The organism is Shewanella sp. (genome assembly GCF_013214165.1).
Taxonomy (GTDB): Bacteria; Pseudomonadota; Gammaproteobacteria; order Enterobacterales; family Shewanellaceae; genus Shewanella.
Genome location: NZ_JABSSM010000016.1, coordinates 1 through 18,227, shown reverse-complemented (window position 1 = coordinate 18,227; position 18,227 = coordinate 1). Strand labels below are relative to the sequence as shown.

The following is an 18,227-nucleotide window of genomic DNA, read 5'->3' as shown; positions in this document are numbered from 1 at the left end:
AGATCACGGCATAGATCACGAGCCGACAATAATCACCTCGCGGCGACTTGTAAAGGGAAACCAACTGTCCTCAGTTTTCTCACCTTCCGGAACTAACCAGACAAGTATCTGTCAGAGCTAATGAACTCATAATCGATAAGGAATTGATTGATGCTGAAAGGACTAATTAAACTACTCAAACAAAACCGCTCTTTTTTAATTTTTATGGTACTAATGCTGGTATTTAGAAGCGCCGTGGCCGACTGGAACTCGGTGCCTACGGGCTCGATGAAACCCACCATACTCGAAGGAGATAGGCTGCTGGTTAATAAGATGGCCTATGATATCCGTGTACCTTTCACCCATCTGTCTCTGGTTAAAATTGCCGATCCTGCTCGGGGGGAGATTATCATCTTCGACTCAGTCAAGGCCGATAAGAAACTCGTCAAACGTGTAATAGGTGTACCCGGTGATATCGTCGAAATGAGACAAAACAAACTCATCATCAATGGGCAAAAACTGGACTATGAAATCCAAACTAAGCTGGCCTCAAACACAGATAGCATAGAGAAGCTGTTAGGCGTAGATCATATGGTTCGAACCCATGACACTCCCTCTCGACTTGCCAATTTCGGCCCGGTCACAGTGCCTGATGATTTCTATCTGGCCTTGGGAGATAATCGAGATTCTAGCGCCGACTCACGCGTAATAGGCTTTATACCTCGAGCCGAGATCACTGGCAGAGCAAAAACCGTAGTCTTCTCTAACGACTACAATAACTACTATCTATTTAGACCCGAGCGATTCATGCATACGTTATAAGCAGACGCTAGTTTCCAGGCGCTAAGGGACCCGATCTTTAGTCGATGCGAATTTGCGTGATAATCTACACAAATAAGTCGATATTTGCTATTTTAAGCCCACTTTCTATTAAATGGATCTGTGATGAAACAGCTCATTTCGGCCTCTTTACTATCATTGGCCCTGCTTGTCTCTGGTTGTGCGACAACAACTGATAATGAACAAATTGAATATCTAACCTATGTCAAAGCGGGACAAGGTGTTCCTGTGACTCAATTTACCGATACCCAAGGTAATAAGATCAATTTAGCAGAGTCTGGCAATGCCAAATTACTGGTGCTATTTGCCACCTGGTGTCCAGATTCTCAGCGAGCCATGAAGGCGCTGCAAGCATCAGATCTCAACCTAGACCCTAATGTCGATATCATTGCCATAGGCCGCGAAGAAAACATCGCAGCATTAGAAAAATTTGCCAGCGAGTATGAGATAAACTTTCCGCTGATTGCCGATACCGATAGAGCTATCTATGCCAAGTTTGCCGATGCCGGCATCCCCAGACTCATTCTACTCGACGGCAATAACACCATAGTTAAGACCATAATAGCCGAAGGTGAAAATCCATTGGCCGAAGTGCAGTGGTAACTCCCAATCGCTAAAAGCTAGCGCTATCTGCTGCAAGCGATAAATTGAACGCTAAATTTGAAAAGATTACATATGAGTGCCTTCGATCTTATCGTAATTTTAGTGCTGAGCGTAGCTGGCCTTGGGCTTTTCCTACGCTCATTTCGAGGAATAGAGCAAAGATATCCGGATAAAGCGGAATAATACAGGAGGGGGGATTAATGCCCAACCTGCATCGATAATGGACATATTTGATCAGTAAAAAGCACCTTGAAATGTACCTCTTGCATGGTGCGATACTGACAAATGAGTACTGTTCCATCGACTTCTGATTTAACTAGCTGGGCGGTAACCGCGGTTTGAGTAGAGGCAAGCACCAGACTGGTAGAGAAGATAAACGAACAGGCTAAAAGCATTACTTTTTGCATTATATTTTTTATCACTCAATCATCCTTATGCTCGATAGATACAGCAAGACACCGCATACGGTATAACTCTAGCAGCACCAGCTGAACCTCCACTTAACAAGGGGTGAGCTTTGGTTTCTCTTTAAGGTAATCTCTAATAACCTCAGCTAGCCGGATAACCCCAGGCTCCATTTTGTCATTCCAAGGCAGGGCAAAAGTTATCCGAAAATAGCAGGTATAATTAGATGTAAAAGAGAACATGCTTCCTGGCGCAATCGATAGTTTTTCCGATATGACTCGTGACCACAGAGCCTCACTGCAATACCCCTCCGGTAGCTTAAACCAGATACAGGGGCCGCCCTTTGGCTGACTCATGTAAACCGAATCTCTCAGCACTGAGCTCATCAAACTCTTCATTTTAAGGTAATTCGTGCTCATCTGATCCCTAAGCTTCCCCGTCAGCCTATGATACTCACCAGAAGACATCAGGTTTGCCACCATAGTGCAAGGCTATGCTTGGCTCCTCGGCAATGATTTGTTTGCTACACTGACAAGCGTCGAAGGTATCGTTACATATCAAATAACCTAAGCTAATCGTTGGCGAGATGGTGTCATAGAAATCACCTATGCTTATCACCCTACAGGGGTAAGTTTGAGTCACTAGACTTACAATCGTCACAGGACGAGTTGCGCCAAAATATAACTCACCACGGTCATATTCAATCAAGGTGACATCATGCTCACTTGCCCACGCAATCAAGACCTGCTTATCCTCTACCGATAAGACTCGCCCGGTAGGGTCGGCAAAGTTGGGATTGACCAGGTAGGTATCAAACTTCTGTTCTTTATGCGCCTTGGAGAGCAGTGTTAACTCATCGGCATAGCTCCCTTGCATGGGCACCTCAATCACATCGGTATTGAACTGCTTCAGCATCGGCTTTAAGAATGATAGCCGTATCAAGGCTGTCGATATCGGCTACCGCTTCCACCCTGCCCATTGGGGGAAAGGCTATGCAACCGAATCCAATCTCGCCTGTATCGAATATGCAAAACAACACATGAACCTCAACCATGTGCTCGGAGACGCAGTAGCCGAAAACTTAGGCTCCATCAAGGTGCTGCTCAAGCTGGGAATGAGCTATATCAGTCAGTATCAAGAGGATGAATTTACCCTTAATCGTTATGAGATTTTTTTAAAATCGTAATGCTATCGACCAAGCAACCATTTATCAGCTTATTCAAAGTCGGTGACTACCACAATTTTTTGTCATGCTTTCACATGTGGTCCAGCCCAACCATATGAGATTTGGCAGGCCCATAGACAAGAATGCTATTTTAACTCTCTATAGGTCTCAGTGTTCCAATCGAACACATATTCGACGCCTTGCCATTGATAGAGGGTGCGGCCGTCTCTTTGGATGACGCGGGCATTTTCAGGTAGGCTTTTCAAACCGGATGCGTATTGCACACTGGTGGTGACTCGCACAGGTACAGAGACAGATTTTGCTGGAGTGGGCTCTCTTGTTACCGCTCGGCGCTCATTATAATAGTAGCTATCATAACGATTATAACGATAGGGATAACGCCAACGGTTACGCCAATAAGGACGGTACCCGTTATTATTCCAACCATGGCTCAAGGAGTGATTACTCCAATAGGGTGAGCCTATGCCGACACCGATTCCAGTGCCCCAACTACTGCTCCAGGTAGGCTGAACCCAGACATTGCTGCTCCAATTGAAGCGATCACTGGCTTGCACACCTAAGCTGGCAAGAGACAGCAAAGCAGACAGCATGATAGCCTGGCCTATACGAATGATTCTAGCCATTACCGCCTCCAAAACTCAGCCTTTGATAGGGTGAAAACTTAGTTCTGCCTCTATATTACGCCTATTACAGTGCTAATTAAACGTCGGCATAATTTACCCCTTGCTTAACTAATTATTATCTTCCTCTATATAAAGTTAAGCAGTTAAACATGCGTACTAAAAATGCTATAGTGCGCGCCATATCACATTTTTATGGCAGCAAGAATCAATGAGTTTTAAGGATCTGCGCAGTTTTATCGCACACCTGGAAAGCCAGGGTGAACTAAAGCGTATCAGCCATCCCGTCGACACTCACCTTGAGATGACGGAGATTTGCGACCGAGTGCTTCGTGCTAAGGGTCCTGCTCTGCTGTTCGAGAATCCTGTCGGCAACGAGATGCCTGTGCTGGCTAACCTTTTCGGCACGCCTAAGCGCGTCGCCATGGCGCTGGGTAAAGATGATCCTCTGGCGCTACGTGAAGTCGGTGAACTGCTGGCCTTCCTCAAAGAACCTGAGCCGCCTCGCGGCTTCAAAGATGCGATTTCTAAGTTGCCTAAATTCAAGCAAGCCTTGAATATGCCACCTAAGACGGTGCGTAATCCTCCTTGTCAGCAAGTGGTAAAAACAGGTGATGACGTTGACCTGACTAAGCTGCCAATTCAACACTGTTGGCCCGGAGATGCGGCTCCCCTAGTGACCTGGGGATTAACCATCACTAAGGGACCCCGCAAAGAACGGCAGAATCTGGGGATTTACCGCCAACAATTGCTGGGTAAAGATAAGTTGATCATGCGCTGGCTAGATCATCGCGGCGGCGCGTTAGACTTCAAAGATTTTAAAGAGCAACATCCGGGTGAACGCTACCCGGTTGTCGTGGCGCTTGGTGCCGATCCGGTCACTATCTTAGCCGCTGTCACCCCAGTACCCGATTCCATGAGTGAGTATGCCTTCGCAGGCTTGCTCCGCGGCGCACGCACCGAGGTCTGCAAAGCCTTAAGCTGTGACTTAGAAGTGCCCGCCACCAGCGAAATCATCTTAGAAGGCTATATCGACCCGAACGAGATGGCCGAAGAAGGCCCCTATGGCGATCATACGGGATATTACAACGAGACAGACAAGTTCCCTGTCTTCACAGTGACTCATATCACTCACAGAAAAGATGCCATCTACCATAGCACCTACACAGGCCGTCCACCGGATGAGCCCGCCATGTTAGGTGTGGCACTCAACGAAATATTTGTGCCTATCCTGCGCAAGCAGTACCCGGAGATCGTCGATTTCTATCTGCCACCCGAAGGATGCTCTTATCGCATGGCAGTGATCTCTATCCGTAAGGAGTACCCAGGTCATGCTAAGCGCGTGATGATGGGCGCCTGGTCCTTCCTGCGTCAGTTTATGTATACCAAGATCATCATAGTCGTGGACGAAGATGTTAACTGCCGTGATTGGAACGATGTGATCTGGGCGATAACCACTCGTATGGATCCGAAACGCGATACCGTGATGATAGAGAATACACCTATCGATTATCTGGATTTTGCATCCCCCGTTACAGGCCTAGGCTCTAAGATGGGCATGGACGCCACTAACAAGTGGCCAGGTGAAACCGATCGTGAATGGGGTACCCCAATCACCATGGATAAAGCGGTAAAACAAAAAGTCGATGATATGTGGGCCGACTTAGGTTTAGATACCTAGGTCTAGATACTTAGGTTTATAGACTAGAGTTTAGCGGCCTGAGCTTCTGGCACCCTGGTTATTTCCCGCTTAACCTGCCGAAAATGACTATGATTAATGTATCTGTTTTAACTTGGTTCAGCAGCAAGTACTCTGAACCACTTTAAACTATTAACTTTGAACTAATAAATAGTAAAGCTCCCACAGAGGGGTTCGAAAAGGACGTTAGATGAACACCATAAGTTGTAAAATCGAAACTGTTACCCCATTCAATGATGCGGTTTATCAAATCATTCTAAAACCTGAAACAGCGTTCGACTTCAACGCTGGTCAGTACCTCTGTGTTGTCATGGGTGAGCAAGATAAACGCCCATTCTCAATCGCTTCGGCACCAAGTGCAGCACTTATCGAACTGCATATCGGCGCTGCGGTCAGCGAAAGCTACCCGATGCAAGTGGTCGAGCGTATGAAAGAGTGCCTAGCAAACGGTAGTCAAATTGACATCGAAGTACCAGGCGGTGAGGCTCACTTGCGCCACGAGAGTCAGCGTCCAAGATTACTGATCGCCGGTGGCACTGGATTCTCTTACATCAAGAGTATCGTCGAGCAACAGATAGCACTGGGACAGAAGATCGAAACCACGCTTTATTGGGGTTGTCGTAACGCCGATGCCATGTATTACGAGACGATTGCCCGTGAGTGGCACGATGCTCATCCCTGGTTACATTTCGTTCCCGTACTGGAAGAAGCCGGCGGAGACTGGAAAGGCAAGAAGGCTAACCTGTTAGCCCAGATCAAGGCTGACTTCGTGAGTCTACATGGTTATGATATCTATATTGCCGGCCGTTTCGACATGGTGGGCGCAGCCAGAGAAGTCTTCCGTGCCATAGGTGTAGAGGAAGAACATCTCTACGGCGATGCGTTTGCGTTTATTAAATAGATCAGACAATGTCGCTACTAGGCCGTTCACGCGCTCACTGCTAGACGGCTGAAAACGCCTTCGAGAACGCCAACAAGTTGGCTACGAGAAAAACTAACAAACCGACAAGCTTGCATCCTTGTCGACTTGTTAGCCTTCCTAGGGGCTAAGCACTAGCACCTAGGACGGCTTGACTCACTCTGCCTGCCCTCGGAACTCAAGAATATCCCCAGGCTGACAATTGAGGTATGCGCAGATATTGGCTAAGGTCTCGAAACGTACCCCTTTCACCTTGCCTCTCTTTAGCAGCGACAGATTAGCTTCGGTGATGTCGATTGCCTTGGCTAGCTCCTTAGAGCTCACCTTACGCACCGCCATCATCACATCTAAATTTACGATTATTTGCATAATTTTCGGGTCCAACACGCTAAAATTAACACTTAAATAAACTCTTTATTTTCGGCTTCTATCTCTTTGGCGGCCTTCAACAAATAGACGATCAGCAGCATTAGCAAGAGGGTGGTGAGATTACCCGGGTCTAGCCTAATCTCTACGTGGCTGTTTTCGAAAAATTGCTTATGATAATAGCCAGTCGCCAGATGTTGAGCGATCTCCAGCACCATGCCTAGCACCTTCAACCATATCAACCAGAGATAACAGCGCATCGCCTCATTACCAAAAAACAGCCCCAATTGAAAGTGACTCAACAGGCGCTGCAACCAATAAAACCCCAGAAACAGGGTGATAAATGACGGCGACTGAATAGCCAACAGCACGCCTTGACTAGCCCCCTCATGATCCCAGAGTTCGAGAAATTGCATACTCGTTTCGAAACGTATTTCATCCAGCACCAAATAGCTATAACCCAGATATATCGCCACAGCAGCCATAACCACTAATACCAATACTCTGAAAAAACCGCTGATCTTCATCAGCTTCTGCATATTTACGTTCATCGCGGCATCTTATCCTTGTCCATATCTTGAATCAATTATACCAGACAGAAATATTTTATCACAAAAAAACATTTAATTATCGTTTTACAATAATTAATTTATGTAATAGTGTAATTAACAATCAGCTAAGTCTGGCACAAAAAGAGGTTTAACCCATCTGTGGAACCCATATCGATAGGAATGAAAATGAAAACTAACAAGCTCCTCCCCACACTGTTGTGGACTGCAGTGGCCGCAAGCTTACTCATAACCGGTTGTAGCCAGACTCCCTCTCAGCCACAGGCTAACCTGGCAGTCCAGGCACAGGAAGTCCCGCTTATTCCGGTAGAATCTTTCTTCAATGAGCAGGACGTTAGCCAGCTGACAAGCTCCAGTGATGGCAAATGGATAGCCTTCTTCAAGGAATATCAGGGTGCACGTAACCTCTATCTGATGGCCGCGGGTGCAGGTCTCGATGAAGCCTTCCCGATCACCACCTCAGAGGATCCGATTAGCAGCTTCCGCTGGTCAAGCCAAGGCAATGAGATTTTCTTTCTTAAGGATACCGGCGGTAATGAAAATAAGCAGATTTATACACTTTCTCTGGATATGAGTCAGCCAAAACCTGTGCCAAACATCACAGCGCTCACCAGTAACACCGACATCAGCTATTCTCTGGTCGACCAGCCAAAAGACATGCCAAATACGTTAATTGTCATGTCGAACCAAGATAACCCTCAGCAGATGGACCTCTATCGTTTGAATATCGATTCCGCTGAGATAACCAATATTTTTTCTAACACCTATGCCTTCAATCAGATGAGTACCAACCGCAAGGGCGACCCGGTACTCGGGATCAGCAGTAATGCGGATAATACTGCCAGCCTCTACGCCAACATTGAGGGTAAATGGACTAGCCTGCTCGACACCGAATTTGGTGAAAACATCCATATTATGAGCTTTGATGAAGATAATAACTTGGCCTATATCAGTGCCAACATCCAAGGTCGAGACAAGCAGCAGCTGTTACGCTTAAATATTGCCACGGGCAAGCTAGACACTCTGCATGAAGACCCACTGGATGAATCCAATGTCTATGACGTCATCTTTAACGATAACGGTGCACCTCTTGCGGTCTCTTATTATGGCGGGCGCCTGCGCACCTATCCCCTGGATGATACCTTTGCCAAGCACTGGCAGAACGTGAATGACCACTTCACTCAAGATGTGGAAATAACCATTACCGACAAGAATGAAACAACCGGCCTGTGGCAGCTGCATGTTGTCAGCGATGTGAGTATGGGTGACGATTATCGCTATTCTGAAGCCAGCGGCGAGATAAGCGTATTATTGAAGCAGACCCCCATCATAGCCCCCGAGCTCCTGTCCAAGCGCCAATCCATCACCTACCTTGCTCGTGACGGTGTCAGCATACAGGCCTACCTGACTCTGCCTAAGGATCAAAGCAGGAGTCTAGCCACCATCATATTGCCCCACGGTGGTCCCTGGGCCCGTGATTACTGGAGCTTGAGTTCTGGCTACTTCAACCCCATAGCTCAACTCCTGGCTAATCGTGGCTACGCGGTACTGCAGCCAAATTTCCGTGCATCCACCGGCTTCGGTAAACGTTTCCTCAACTTAGGCAACAACAACTGGGGTACCGGCAGCATGCAAGACGATCTTACCGACGGTGCACAATATCTTATCGACCAAGGCATTGCCGATAGCCAACGCTTAGGCATCATGGGCGCATCCTACGGTGGCTACGCCGCGCTTGCCGGCGCGACCTTTACACCGGATCTTTATCAGGCGGTGATCTCATACGTCGGGCCCTCGAGTCTTATCACCTTAATGGAGTCATTCCCGCCACACTTCCGTCCATATCTTGGGCAATGGTATAGCGCGGTAGGCGACCCAGAAATCGCCGCAGATAGACAAGACATGCTGGCTCGCTCGCCAATTGAATTTGTCGACCGTATCAAGACTCCGCTCATGTTAGTCCAAGGTGCGAATGACCCCAGAGTCACTCAGCTGGAGTCAGATAATATCGCGCGGGTGATGCATCAACAGGGCTTGCCGGTAGAGTATATTCTGGCCAAAGATGAGGGCCACGGTTTTATTAAGCGCAACAATAAGCTGGCCTATATCGTCGCCATGGAGCAGTTCTTCGGCGAGCACTTGGGCGGACGCGTGGATCAAACCGTCACCCCGGCACTCATCACTCATCTGGATACGCTCAAGGTGGATGTGAGTCGGTTATAATTTAACAAGTTCCTAGTTCCTAGATTCCTAGATTTCTAGATTTCTAGGAACTAGGAACCTTCTCTTACGCACTCGCCTCTTCGAGATCAGGCATATCTTCCAGCTTCTCTATCTTGAAATTGAAGTAGGCATAGCTGCCACTCACTAAGGGGCAAACTAGGTTAAAGAAGGCATATGGGAGGTAGGCTATGGTGGCAACACCTAATGTGCTAGCCATGTATGCACCACAGGTATTCCATGGCACGAGTGGACTGGTGATGGTAGCCGAATCTTCCAACGCCCGACTCAAGTTCACCGCCGCGAGGCCACGTTTAGTGTACTCCAGCTTCAACATACGCCCCGGTAAGATGATGGCGATAAACTGATCTGCTGTGATAAGGTTAGCCCCAATACACGTCGCCAAGGTGGTGATGATCAAGCTGCCGCTGGTTGTCACTAGCCCAAGGATACTCTGCAAGATTCGCTTAAGCAGGCCGGTGACCTCCATGATGCCGCCGAACGCCATGGCACACAGGATTAACCACACAGTATTCATCATAGTGCTCATGCCACCTCGGCTAAGCAGGCTATCGAGCACTTCATCACCCGTGTTGGCCACATAGCCATCGAACATGGCAGTCCAGATCCCCTTAACCATGGCCACAATCGGAGGCAAGCTGGCATCATTGGCAAAAGCTATGATGCCATCGAACTGAAATAGCGCCGCGCAGATTGCGCCTGCGAGAGTGCCGAGAATGACAGTGGGAAATGCCGGCATCTTCTTATAGGCCAACACCAATACCACCAGCAGAGGTAACAGCAGCTGAACGCCGGGATTAAACTGAGCTTGCAGCAAGTCCATGGTCACTTGCAGATTGCTTGCCTGACCACTGGGCTCACTGGTGAAACCTAAGATCAAGAAGCCTATCATGGCGATGATAATACTCGGCGCTGTGGTCCATACCATGTGGCGAATATGACTGAAGATATCGGTCCCTGCTACCGCAGGCGCTAGGTTAGTGGTATCGGACATGGGTGACATCTTATCGCCAAAGTAAGCACCACTGATGATGGCACCGGCAGTGATCTCCACGCTTAATCCCATGGCGGCTGCAACGCCAACCAAGGCAATACCCAGAGTACCGGCCACAGTCCAGGAGCTGCCTATACTCAGGGCAACCACGGCACATAACAGACAAGATGCGGCATAAAAATATTCAGGGTTGAGCACCAACATGCCGTAATAGATCATGGTAGGCACAGTACCCGCGAGTATCCAGGTGCCAATCAGTGAACCCACGGCAAATAAGATCAGCAGGGCGCCGGTAGCCACGCCAACACTCTTGACGATCCCCGCTTCCATCTCTTTCCAGCTGTAGCCATTTTTAGCCCCTATCACCAGGGCAATACAAGCCCCCATGATAAGGGCGATCTGGTTTGCACCGTAAGAGCTATCAGACGAATACAGATAGACGGCACCGGCCAGCATAAGCACCAGGGCAAAGATGGGAATGAGGGCATCGAGCAGGCTGGGCAGCTTGTGTGTGTTTAACTGGGGATCTGATGTTGAGGTCATCACTGGTTCCTTGTGGTTATAGATTCTCAGGCCCAACTAGATCGATAAACGAATACCATTCATCCGATGGCTTATTCTTAGCTAGGGCCAAACATCCTTACATAAAATCAACAAGGAGATCTAGATCACATTGTTGCGAGTGTGAGTCTAAGCCTGTCTGCCCAGACCGAATCCCCGCAGTAATAGACTACAAATTCAGCTTTTAGGCGATACAATCACTATTTATGCATTAATATGGGATAACCACCGAAGTAAATGCTCGATAAAATAATCGGCATTATCTTTGGTAAACACCATTGGCGGCTTAATCTTGAGTACATTATTGAAGCGGCCGTCGAGACTGAGCAAGATTTTTCGCGACTTAAGCCACTCGATTAAGGCTTGCGCCTCTTGGGTCGCTGGAGTCAAATTTGCATCTTTAACTAGCTCCACGCCGATGAATAAACCTAGGCCCCTGACGTCGCCTATGATGTCGAATCTCTCTTGTAACTTGAGCCGGTGCATCCGCATATAATCGCCGCTATCGCGGGCATTTAGCATCAGGTTTTCATTATCGATAGTGTCGAGTACCGCCTTGCCAATAGCAGATGAGACCGGATTACCGCCGAAGGTATTGAAGTACTCCATGCCCATTAAATTTGTAGGGACTGATCTCAATCGCCTTGTTGGTATTGCCGTGATAGGCACCATCGACCACCAGCAGCTCATTGGATTGTGTCTTGCAGTGCATCAGGCGCATGGCGAGTTCGTTAGCCTCGCAGCCTGAGTTGACGAACATCACCACTGACAGTGACGCTGGGAAGGTGTTCAGCAAGACCTGACTATAAATCGAGAATATTGTCATTGAGATAACGGGTATTGGTGTTGAGCTTGGCCATCTGCGCCTGATCCGCAGCGACCACAGAGGGATGACAGTGCCCCACATGACAGACATTATTGACCATGTCTAAGTAAGCGATATTGTTTTCATCCAGCAGAAACTGCCCCTGGCCACGCTCGATAATTAACGGCTGCTGGTAAGAAACACTCAAGGTCTTGAATAAGCGGTCACCTCTCTGGCTGAGCATATCTTTTGACGTGCAGATGCAGCATTATCGGCGCCTTAGCCTAATGATCCGCTCAGGCTTGCCCCTACGTTTGCAGTCAGACACAGGCGCTGTAGCCCGAAGCCGACACTCTTAGTGTCCAGTTTAAGCAAGCTACTGATGGCTTCCCAAGCAGGTTTAGCGCTCACCAAGAGGTATTCATTATCTGGCTCGGCCAGAATGGCTTCACAGGAGTTGCACACGCTGACCGCTAGACGTGCGGCAATAAGAGGCAGCAAGACCCAGAGCTCGGCGCCATTAAGTGGCCGCTGCTGGTGATAGGCCAAGGTGATGGCCTCTATGATCGCCATTGGCGAGTCAGCCCCCAAGATGGCGTAGGCACAGGCGATAGCCAGCTCATTGATCTGATGACTATGCACCATGTCACCAAAATCTATCAAGCCCACTACCTCGGCGTCCAAACTCGCGCTGGTGAGTAGCAGGTTATAGTCATTCACATCGTTATGAATGACCCCCTGTGGCAGCTCGGCCATGAAGGGTATCACCTGTTGCTCGAAGTCAGATAGAATCTTTAGTACCTGCGAGCGCTGGCTCTGGTCGATGATTAAAACCAGCTTAGATTCGATGACAGCGTTCGCATGCTTGAGATCCCAGTCGAAATTCCGTGAGGCAGCGCTATGGGAGAAGCCTTGCAGACTCAGGTCTAGCCTGCCCAATAGGGTGCCGAGTTGGCTATGGTGATGACTAGACAGCGCCTTATGATCACAGTAGAAGACACCGGGCACATAGCTCAGCAGACGCATGGGTCTGGGCCTGCCATACACATCTTGCAAAGGCGTGAGCTCATTACCTGCCAGGTTTTCGATCACCTCAGGTAACACATAGGGCTGCAAGTCTTGGCCGTTAAGATAATTCATCACAGCATTTTGCATATCCAACTCGGCCAGTGGCTCATCCGCATTAGCAATCTTGAGGATAAAACGTTTTCCCTGGGTATCCGTAAGCAGAAAATTGAGATCCAGGTAACCGGGCAATGATTTCACCTCTGCCGTTATCAGAAAATGTTCCAGTGCCAACGCCTTCACTGTCGATAGTGAATATTCAACGACCTTAGTTTTCAACTCTTGCATTGCCATTCTGCCTCTGGTTGGTTCATTTAAGCTGTGATGTTAATCCCGTGTAAACATGGATATCGTATACACTACCTGTTTTTCAATAGCAATTTATCGAGTCGTCTCTAACGAGATCTCAGTAGGAGAACCAGCGGTATGACAAGAGCCCATATTGGGTTACGTGCAGAATCTAAACCCTTAGAGGAACGCATTGCCCTGACGCCCAATGTCGCCCGAAAACTCTTGCAGGCGGGATTCAAAATCACCGTCGCCATCGAGTCACTAGTCGCCGGAGAGCTGGCTATCGGTGTATCTCCGGCCCCCCACGATGAGAAGATAGTGACTAAGTGGCTCAATGAGCTAGATAAGATGAATGAGAAGGTATTCCGTCATCGGCTGGTCTAGTATTGCGGTCTCGTTTTGAAATGAGCCCATAAGGGGAGCTCAAACTCCCCTTCATCCACGCTAGGCGAACCAATACCAGTCGGTGACTTTTTTAACAATCCAAGCATCTCACTGCTGCTCCCCGCAGTAAGCATCGAAGCTAGGCACTTTATTTTGCTCTGCCATTAAATTAGAATCACCGTAATTCGAGTTATCTCAACTCAACCCTAATTACACCAAGCTCAGGCTTCAAGGCAGAATCAATGAAACTCACCGCACTCACTCAGCCACTCTACGATCACCTTTATCATGACATCCTCCAGTTTCGCTCTACGTTCGATTTGCCGAGTGAAGATGAGAGCACCTTGGATGACAAGGCCGACACACTGCACACCTCGTTGGCCATCGAAGAGCTGACCGAGCTTGCCGAAGCCGACAGCCGTATGGAGCAGGCCGACGCTATCGTCGATTCTGTCTATGTCTTGATGGGCCGCCTGGTTCACTTAGGTGCGACTCAGGTCAGCAACCGCATGGAAATCAGCTACATTATCGACCTGCTGTTACACGTGGCCAACAACCGCGAGATCGACTTCATCAGCTGTTGGGACGAAGTTCACTCGAGCAACATGAGCAAGGTGTGCCGCAACGAGAAAGAACTGGAAGAGACTGTCGCCTTTTACGCCAAGCAAGGCGTCGAGATCGTCGGCAGCACCAAGGGCGACTTTATCATCGCTAAGTGCGCCAAAGATGTCGATATGGCGGGTAAAATCGTACGTCAGGGCAAGGTGCTAAAGTCGGTTTACTACCGTCCAGCAGATCTGGCAAAGCTCGTTAAAGCTTAAGCGTTAATTTTTTTTGGTTCGTTTGAAGTTTGCTAGTTTGTAGTTAATTTCTAGTTTACTTGAATCCACTAAAGCTAAAAAAGCACTTCGTTTGAAGTGCTTTAAAGTTTTGATCGTTTGAACAATTCTACTTATTAAATAAGCCTTAGACCAAAGCTTCATTGCGATCTATTGCCTGCCGCAGGTGCTGTATAAGGATATACGAATGTCGTGATCACACGGATGTGAATGAGCGACCTCTAGTGCAAACACTTCTGTGACACGGTGAATTTGGCGTAGCCATGTGCTTATGAGCGAGAGGCAAGGATGCGGAGCTGGCCTTTAGATAGGATATCATTCAAGCACGCTCCCTGTGGGCTCTGCGACATCAAACAACCTCCATGTTTAAGAGCCAGTTCGATATCCCTATCTCTCGCTCGAAGAGCTTCACGCTATGAAACCTCGCCTTGCTGTCGAAGGTCACAGCCGCGTTCACACCGGATGATTTATCTCTTCGAAGTAAGGGGCACCTTAAAACGCTAAGAACTGCTTAGTTAAGTTTTTGACCAAATAATCGATTAAATTGGCTACGATCCCTTTATTTCCTTTTTCTCAGAATAATTTCCTAAAATTTAATCCTTAAGTTGGAACTCTAAAACAATATGATCTTTTGATTCTGTATCTGATGTAGGTACACGTACTTTGCCCAATAACAGAGGCTCGTTTTTCAATTTAAGATTATCCCAGTGCTCATGCTTAGGTGAAGAATCCATGACAAACGTTTCAATAATTTTATTACCGGCATGAGTATCAATAGCTCGAACAACGCCAAATTTTGGAAGCCCCGCATACCACAACTTTGCTCCATAAATGGTTTGATGCCTATCGCTATAAACAACACCATAATGTTTAGCAAGTAAACTATACGCCAGTGTGCTGATTCCGTATTGCCGATATTCCTCTTCTACATAGGCTCCTGAGATTTGTGGCCCTTCTAACGGCGGGTTGATACCGAAAAATATCTGCCCAAATCTTTTACCTGATCTAAGGAGCAGCTTATGCTTTATGTAATTGTATACTTCAAAGGCATCCAAACCGTTATCATGGGCTTCAATACAAAGAGCCTCGGCAGTATCAATATTGGCGGGTATCAACTCTTCAAACACTACGTAACCACATCCAAGGGTTAATTCCAGTAAGGTAAGCTTAATAAAGAGCGGATCTTCGAGAGTGTCAATACCGGTACCCACTACAATCCCTTGTTGAAGAATCGGAGTCGCATAGATATGTGGATCCGTTTCCAGCGGTTTATGGTAGTCAGTAATAAGAGAAGGCACAAAAAAGCTCCATTTTTATAATGGAGCTTACTATATCACTAACAATTTACTTAGGGCTAATTAAGCCATTAAAAGATTGCTTTTATTCAATATTGGTATATGTGAAAGTATAGCTTCTTTGACTCTTTCTGCCACTGCAGATGGTAATTCGGGAGCGGAGAATGAGAATTTTTGCCGTTGGCTGTTAAACTGAGCTTCCGCAAATATCTGAACCGAAAATGGTTCTCGTTTAACCTCTAAAGAATCAACGACAATGTAGCGTGTAAATCTGTCACCTGCCCGTAGGCAACGCACTTGAAGATCCGCCAATCCCTGAATTCCAACACTAGCGACAACGTCACTATCAATGACGGTCTGAATATTCCTAGTTTTCATGGGTTACCTCAATAGCATAATTAATGACTCATCTAAGCTGCATTAACTAAGGCGCTGTTATGGTGAGCTGGACTACATCTTTAGCAATGCACGATATAACGATACCGCACTTCTGATACCTACTATATGACGATACCGTCAACAAATCAATTAAGTGATATATTTTTATACATTAAAAGGTAAAAAAGCAGGGCAGCCATGAAAGAAAAATAAAGCCAGCCATTATTAATCAATAACATACCTCGGAAATATGCATTTTCAATCCTCAATCATGCATCAGGACGGAAAATCCTAAATGTATGCAGGTATTTTTGTTGAGCAGGAGGTCAACAGTCAATTTTTGATTAAAAACTATGAATTTCAGGCAGCACAAAAGTCAAACTGGAGATGTAGGTCTGATTGATACGTAAAGTGCTTTAATTATCAGCTCGTTTGTAAGTAGTGCAGTCGTCGTTTACCCAAGTGCTCACAATAGCGGGTGAGTTCTTGCAGCGTCCCTACAGGCCCATGAAATAATTTGCCCATTTACTATGGCTGGCACCGTTAATCCTTCCAAAATATCAGATAAAACAAAAATTGAGATCATTGATTATTTGATATTGAATCCGGATTGAAGTGGCTTTGGAAAAACAAATGATTACAGTGTAGTGTAACTATCCTGATGGTGCCATTTGACGTATAGGTTACACATGAGCATCTGTGACAAACCGTGACTTTTAGTCAGAGAAGCCTTTTAAGAGATCAAAACTTTAACCGGAATCTCTCAGCCATGATGCCAAGCTTAGACATAATATTATTGTCTTTGGCTTTATCGTGGGCGCTGGGAGCTAAGATTGCCATCAACAAATAACAGTCGGTTTCTAAGGCTCCTTGGCAATAAACCAAATGCTCTTCGCTAGTTCGATAAAACTGAACTTTCCTGATCGGCCAAGGTTTTTCTGAGCTGGCTAAGTGAATATGTCTTACTTCTTCAACTAGGATACTAGGGAGGTTGTGTGGGTGGTCGTAGCGAACGTCACGACCGAATAAATCAGGTAAGACACCTGATTTATAGGCTTTAAAATCATCAACTAATCCTTGCAGTTCTTCTCCTGTAAGGGATCCGATAATAACCTTACTTTTGAAAACTCTGATCACTCACTGAATTCACCTAGCTCACCATCGCTAGAGTTTAACAATATTTGTTCGCTAACGTGAGCGATGGCCTGAAGCCTTGCTGACGCTGGTCTAAACATTGATTTCTCAACAGTTGTGTTGCTTTCAATAATACTTATCATCTGCTCAAATAAATCAGCACTAAGCATATAGCCCTTGGTTCTATTATTAGAGAGAACGGCTACTGGCTCATCAATGAAATATTGATTAAGATTCTTTCTTGCTTCAGAAATTGACACTGTTTTTTCAGCAAATATTTGATGCACACTCATAAATTTCACCATCTAAACCATGTAATAAAAATACAAATTTGTACAACCTTATGTACAACCTTATGTACAACCTTATGTACAAAGTTTAGTACATAATTAAACACAACGTCAGTATAGTTGACGACCTAGCCCAACACTGCTCCGACCAGTTGACATTGTGTTTATCTATGGCTCTGCTGCCAATGTGGGCCTAGCCTGAAAGTGGCTCGGTTATCTAACTGAGTATTAATAGTTTACCAGTGCATTGGTTATTAGACGGATCTCTCCTTCGGCATCCCAGATACAGATAAAGGGGTCGAACGAATTAGCTTCTACTCCATTCAAATTTTGCTACCCATTACAGCATTCCCTGCAATGAAACCTGTCGATTATGATGCGCTAGAATCTCTCTGATAACCTCCAAGTTCGATAATTCTCCGGCGAAGTTACATGCATTGAGTACGCCCCTCAGGCTCCAATCAAAATAATCTAACGACTAAGATGCCACATCCATGTGGCCCCGAGCCTGATTCATCATCCGTGATGAATCCACGAAATTTTAATCTCCGCTCTTCAACAACTTCCAACGGGGATTAGTTGTAGCGTTACCTTCATTTGGAAAGTCACTTAATTCGCTACGACCCCTTTGTTCTCTTCATTAATGACCTCCCAAATTGCTCTTTCAAAAGCGCTGTAGCCTTGAGGAAAGCAAACGCCAAAGTCTATCAGTACCCCACGTATTTGGTTGGTACAGGCCGTTCTCTGTTTAATTAAACGTTCAC

22 protein-coding genes and 2 pseudogenes are annotated in these 18,227 nt (G+C 46.7%); 8 read left to right on the top strand and 16 right to left on the bottom strand.

The genetic code is table 11. From position 1 onward, the window contains the following. Positions 1 to 150: 150 nt before the first annotated feature. Together lepB and HRU42_RS05655 are read left to right on the top strand one after the other, a co-directional pair. A complete protein-coding gene (gene lepB, locus HRU42_RS05660) occupies positions 151 to 801 on the top strand; it encodes a signal peptidase I (protein WP_295029432.1) in 651 nt (216 codons plus the stop codon). Between the two features lie 123 nt (positions 802 to 924). Further along, the gene (locus tag HRU42_RS05655; protein ID WP_295029430.1) at positions 925 to 1,422 is read left to right on the top strand and encodes a TlpA disulfide reductase family protein; all 498 of its coding nucleotides are present in this window, start codon (positions 925 to 927) and stop codon (positions 1,420 to 1,422) included. Positions 1,423 to 1,619: 197 nt separating this feature from the next. Here HRU42_RS05655 and HRU42_RS05650 read toward each other — a convergent pair whose 3' ends face one another. Together HRU42_RS05650 and HRU42_RS05645 are read right to left on the bottom strand one after the other, a co-directional pair. Then, positions 1,620 to 1,844, bottom strand: a complete 225-nt coding sequence (locus HRU42_RS05650) for a hypothetical protein (protein WP_295029429.1) — start codon at positions 1,842 to 1,844, stop codon at positions 1,620 to 1,622. Positions 1,845 to 2,280: 436 nt separating this feature from the next. Then, positions 2,281 to 2,703 carry a hypothetical protein gene (locus HRU42_RS05645; protein WP_295029427.1) on the bottom strand — a complete coding sequence of 141 codons (423 nt, stop codon included), beginning with the start codon at positions 2,701 to 2,703 and terminating at the stop codon, positions 2,281 to 2,283. On the opposite strand from HRU42_RS05645, the gene HRU42_RS05640 reads away from it, so the two are divergent. Continuing rightward, positions 2,702 to 3,013: a GNAT family N-acetyltransferase gene (locus tag HRU42_RS05640; protein ID WP_295029426.1), complete on the top strand. Its 312-nt coding sequence runs from the start codon at positions 2,702 to 2,704 to the stop codon at positions 3,011 to 3,013. The genes HRU42_RS05645 and HRU42_RS05640 overlap by 2 nt on opposite strands. Before the next feature lie 125 nt (positions 3,014 to 3,138). Here the strand turns inward: HRU42_RS05640 and HRU42_RS05635 are convergent, their stop codons facing one another. Continuing rightward, complete coding sequence (locus HRU42_RS05635; protein WP_295029424.1) at positions 3,139 to 3,636, bottom strand: hypothetical protein; 498 nt, start codon at positions 3,634 to 3,636, stop codon at positions 3,139 to 3,141. 208 nt (positions 3,637 to 3,844) lie between these two features. Here HRU42_RS05635 and ubiD point away from each other — a divergent pair, with 208 nt between their 5' ends. Further along, the gene (ubiD, locus tag HRU42_RS05630; protein ID WP_295029423.1) at positions 3,845 to 5,314 is read left to right on the top strand and encodes a 4-hydroxy-3-polyprenylbenzoate decarboxylase; all 1,470 of its coding nucleotides are present in this window, start codon (positions 3,845 to 3,847) and stop codon (positions 5,312 to 5,314) included. Between the two features lie 208 nt (positions 5,315 to 5,522). After that, positions 5,523 to 6,233, top strand: a complete 711-nt coding sequence (gene fre / locus HRU42_RS05625) for an NAD(P)H-flavin reductase (protein WP_295029422.1) — start codon at positions 5,523 to 5,525, stop codon at positions 6,231 to 6,233. A gap of 174 nt (positions 6,234 to 6,407) precedes the next feature. Here the strand turns inward: fre and HRU42_RS05620 are convergent, their stop codons facing one another. Together HRU42_RS05620 and HRU42_RS05615 are read right to left on the bottom strand one after the other, a co-directional pair. Beyond that, positions 6,408 to 6,620, bottom strand: a complete 213-nt coding sequence (locus tag HRU42_RS05620) for a helix-turn-helix transcriptional regulator (RefSeq protein ID WP_295029421.1) — start codon at positions 6,618 to 6,620, stop codon at positions 6,408 to 6,410. Positions 6,621 to 6,652: 32 nt separating this feature from the next. Continuing rightward, positions 6,653 to 7,168 (bottom strand): DUF2975 domain-containing protein, encoded by a 516-nt coding sequence (locus HRU42_RS05615; RefSeq protein WP_295029419.1) that lies wholly within the window; start codon positions 7,166 to 7,168, stop codon positions 6,653 to 6,655. 186 nt (positions 7,169 to 7,354) lie between these two features. Between HRU42_RS05615 and HRU42_RS05610 the strand changes: the two genes are divergently transcribed. Further along, positions 7,355 to 9,409: a S9 family peptidase gene (locus HRU42_RS05610; RefSeq protein WP_295029416.1), complete on the top strand. Its 2,055-nt coding sequence runs from the start codon at positions 7,355 to 7,357 to the stop codon at positions 9,407 to 9,409. A gap of 64 nt (positions 9,410 to 9,473) precedes the next feature. Here the strand turns inward: HRU42_RS05610 and nhaC are convergent, their stop codons facing one another. From nhaC to HRU42_RS05585, 5 genes are all read right to left on the bottom strand, one after another. Beyond that, a complete protein-coding gene (gene nhaC / locus HRU42_RS05605; protein WP_295029414.1) occupies positions 9,474 to 10,964 on the bottom strand; it encodes a Na+/H+ antiporter NhaC in 1,491 nt (496 codons plus the stop codon). A gap of 222 nt (positions 10,965 to 11,186) precedes the next feature. After that, positions 11,187 to 11,591, bottom strand: a complete 405-nt coding sequence (locus tag HRU42_RS05600; protein ID WP_295029412.1) for an aminotransferase class III-fold pyridoxal phosphate-dependent enzyme — start codon at positions 11,589 to 11,591, stop codon at positions 11,187 to 11,189. After that, the gene (locus HRU42_RS05595) at positions 11,563 to 11,778 is read right to left on the bottom strand and encodes a hypothetical protein (RefSeq protein WP_295029410.1); all 216 of its coding nucleotides are present in this window, start codon (positions 11,776 to 11,778) and stop codon (positions 11,563 to 11,565) included. The genes HRU42_RS05600 and HRU42_RS05595 overlap by 29 nt, the downstream gene beginning before the upstream one ends. A gap of 7 nt (positions 11,779 to 11,785) precedes the next feature. After that, complete coding sequence (locus HRU42_RS05590) at positions 11,786 to 12,031, bottom strand: aminotransferase class III-fold pyridoxal phosphate-dependent enzyme (RefSeq protein WP_295029409.1); 246 nt, start codon at positions 12,029 to 12,031, stop codon at positions 11,786 to 11,788. A 35-nt stretch (positions 12,032 to 12,066) separates the two neighbouring features. Further along, positions 12,067 to 13,140: a phosphotransferase gene (locus HRU42_RS05585; protein ID WP_295029407.1), complete on the bottom strand. Its 1,074-nt coding sequence runs from the start codon at positions 13,138 to 13,140 to the stop codon at positions 12,067 to 12,069. Positions 13,141 to 13,278: 138 nt separating this feature from the next. On the opposite strand from HRU42_RS05585, the gene HRU42_RS05580 reads away from it, so the two are divergent. Together HRU42_RS05580 and HRU42_RS05575 are read left to right on the top strand one after the other, a co-directional pair. Beyond that, positions 13,279 to 13,527 carry a hypothetical protein gene (locus tag HRU42_RS05580; RefSeq protein ID WP_295029405.1) on the top strand — a complete coding sequence of 83 codons (249 nt, stop codon included), beginning with the start codon at positions 13,279 to 13,281 and terminating at the stop codon, positions 13,525 to 13,527. Positions 13,528 to 13,769: 242 nt separating this feature from the next. Continuing rightward, positions 13,770 to 14,348 (top strand): nucleoside triphosphate pyrophosphohydrolase family protein, encoded by a 579-nt coding sequence (locus tag HRU42_RS05575; protein WP_295029403.1) that lies wholly within the window; start codon positions 13,770 to 13,772, stop codon positions 14,346 to 14,348. Between the two features lie 611 nt (positions 14,349 to 14,959). On the opposite strand, the gene HRU42_RS05570 is transcribed toward HRU42_RS05575, so the two are convergent. The 6 genes and pseudogenes from HRU42_RS05570 to HRU42_RS05545 form a co-directional block, all read right to left on the bottom strand. After that, positions 14,960 to 15,664, bottom strand: coding sequence for a hypothetical protein (locus tag HRU42_RS05570; RefSeq protein WP_295029401.1), 705 nt, complete (start codon positions 15,662 to 15,664; stop codon positions 14,960 to 14,962). A 60-nt stretch (positions 15,665 to 15,724) separates the two neighbouring features. After that, positions 15,725 to 16,039 carry a hypothetical protein gene (locus HRU42_RS05565; RefSeq protein WP_295029399.1) on the bottom strand — a complete coding sequence of 105 codons (315 nt, stop codon included), beginning with the start codon at positions 16,037 to 16,039 and terminating at the stop codon, positions 15,725 to 15,727. Between the two features lie 423 nt (positions 16,040 to 16,462). Continuing rightward, positions 16,463 to 16,561, bottom strand: a pseudogene (locus HRU42_RS05560) (transposase); the annotation flags it as partial. A 219-nt stretch (positions 16,562 to 16,780) separates the two neighbouring features. After that, positions 16,781 to 17,176 carry a type II toxin-antitoxin system YafO family toxin gene (locus tag HRU42_RS05555; protein WP_295029398.1) on the bottom strand — a complete coding sequence of 132 codons (396 nt, stop codon included), beginning with the start codon at positions 17,174 to 17,176 and terminating at the stop codon, positions 16,781 to 16,783. Continuing rightward, positions 17,173 to 17,466, bottom strand: coding sequence for a type I toxin-antitoxin system antitoxin YafN (gene yafN, locus HRU42_RS05550; protein WP_295029396.1), 294 nt, complete (start codon positions 17,464 to 17,466; stop codon positions 17,173 to 17,175). Before yafN ends, HRU42_RS05555 begins: the two co-directional genes overlap by 4 nt. A gap of 624 nt (positions 17,467 to 18,090) precedes the next feature. After that, positions 18,091 to 18,227, bottom strand: a pseudogene (locus HRU42_RS05545) (IS110 family transposase); the annotation flags it as partial.

Coding starts and splice junctions, on each gene's coding strand:
- HRU42_RS05640 (WP_295029426.1), top strand. CDS start 2,702: ATGGGCACCTCAATCACATCGGTATTGAACTGCTTCAGCATCGGCTTT.
- HRU42_RS05565 (WP_295029399.1), bottom strand. CDS start 16,039: ATGAAAACTAGGAATATTCAGACCGTCATTGATAGTGACGTTGTCGCT.
- yafN (WP_295029396.1), bottom strand. CDS start 17,466: ATGAGTGTGCATCAAATATTTGCTGAAAAAACAGTGTCAATTTCTGAA.
- HRU42_RS05610 (WP_295029416.1), top strand. CDS start 7,355: ATGAAAACTAACAAGCTCCTCCCCACACTGTTGTGGACTGCAGTGGCC.
- HRU42_RS05580 (WP_295029405.1), top strand. CDS start 13,279: ATGACAAGAGCCCATATTGGGTTACGTGCAGAATCTAAACCCTTAGAG.
- HRU42_RS05620 (WP_295029421.1), bottom strand. CDS start 6,620: ATGCAAATAATCGTAAATTTAGATGTGATGATGGCGGTGCGTAAGGTG.
- HRU42_RS05585 (WP_295029407.1), bottom strand. CDS start 13,140: ATGCAAGAGTTGAAAACTAAGGTCGTTGAATATTCACTATCGACAGTG.
- HRU42_RS05655 (WP_295029430.1), top strand. CDS start 925: ATGAAACAGCTCATTTCGGCCTCTTTACTATCATTGGCCCTGCTTGTC.
- ubiD (WP_295029423.1), top strand. CDS start 3,845: ATGAGTTTTAAGGATCTGCGCAGTTTTATCGCACACCTGGAAAGCCAG.
- HRU42_RS05645 (WP_295029427.1), bottom strand. CDS start 2,703: ATGCAAGGGAGCTATGCCGATGAGTTAACACTGCTCTCCAAGGCGCAT.
- lepB (WP_295029432.1), top strand. CDS start 151: ATGCTGAAAGGACTAATTAAACTACTCAAACAAAACCGCTCTTTTTTA.
- nhaC (WP_295029414.1), bottom strand. CDS start 10,964: ATGACCTCAACATCAGATCCCCAGTTAAACACACACAAGCTGCCCAGC.
- HRU42_RS05635 (WP_295029424.1), bottom strand. CDS start 3,636: ATGGCTAGAATCATTCGTATAGGCCAGGCTATCATGCTGTCTGCTTTG.
- HRU42_RS05600 (WP_295029412.1), bottom strand. CDS start 11,591: ATGGAGTACTTCAATACCTTCGGCGGTAATCCGGTCTCATCTGCTATT.
- fre (WP_295029422.1), top strand. CDS start 5,523: ATGAACACCATAAGTTGTAAAATCGAAACTGTTACCCCATTCAATGAT.
- HRU42_RS05590 (WP_295029409.1), bottom strand. CDS start 12,031: ATGCTCAGCCAGAGAGGTGACCGCTTATTCAAGACCTTGAGTGTTTCT.
- HRU42_RS05615 (WP_295029419.1), bottom strand. CDS start 7,168: ATGAACGTAAATATGCAGAAGCTGATGAAGATCAGCGGTTTTTTCAGA.
- HRU42_RS05575 (WP_295029403.1), top strand. CDS start 13,770: ATGAAACTCACCGCACTCACTCAGCCACTCTACGATCACCTTTATCAT.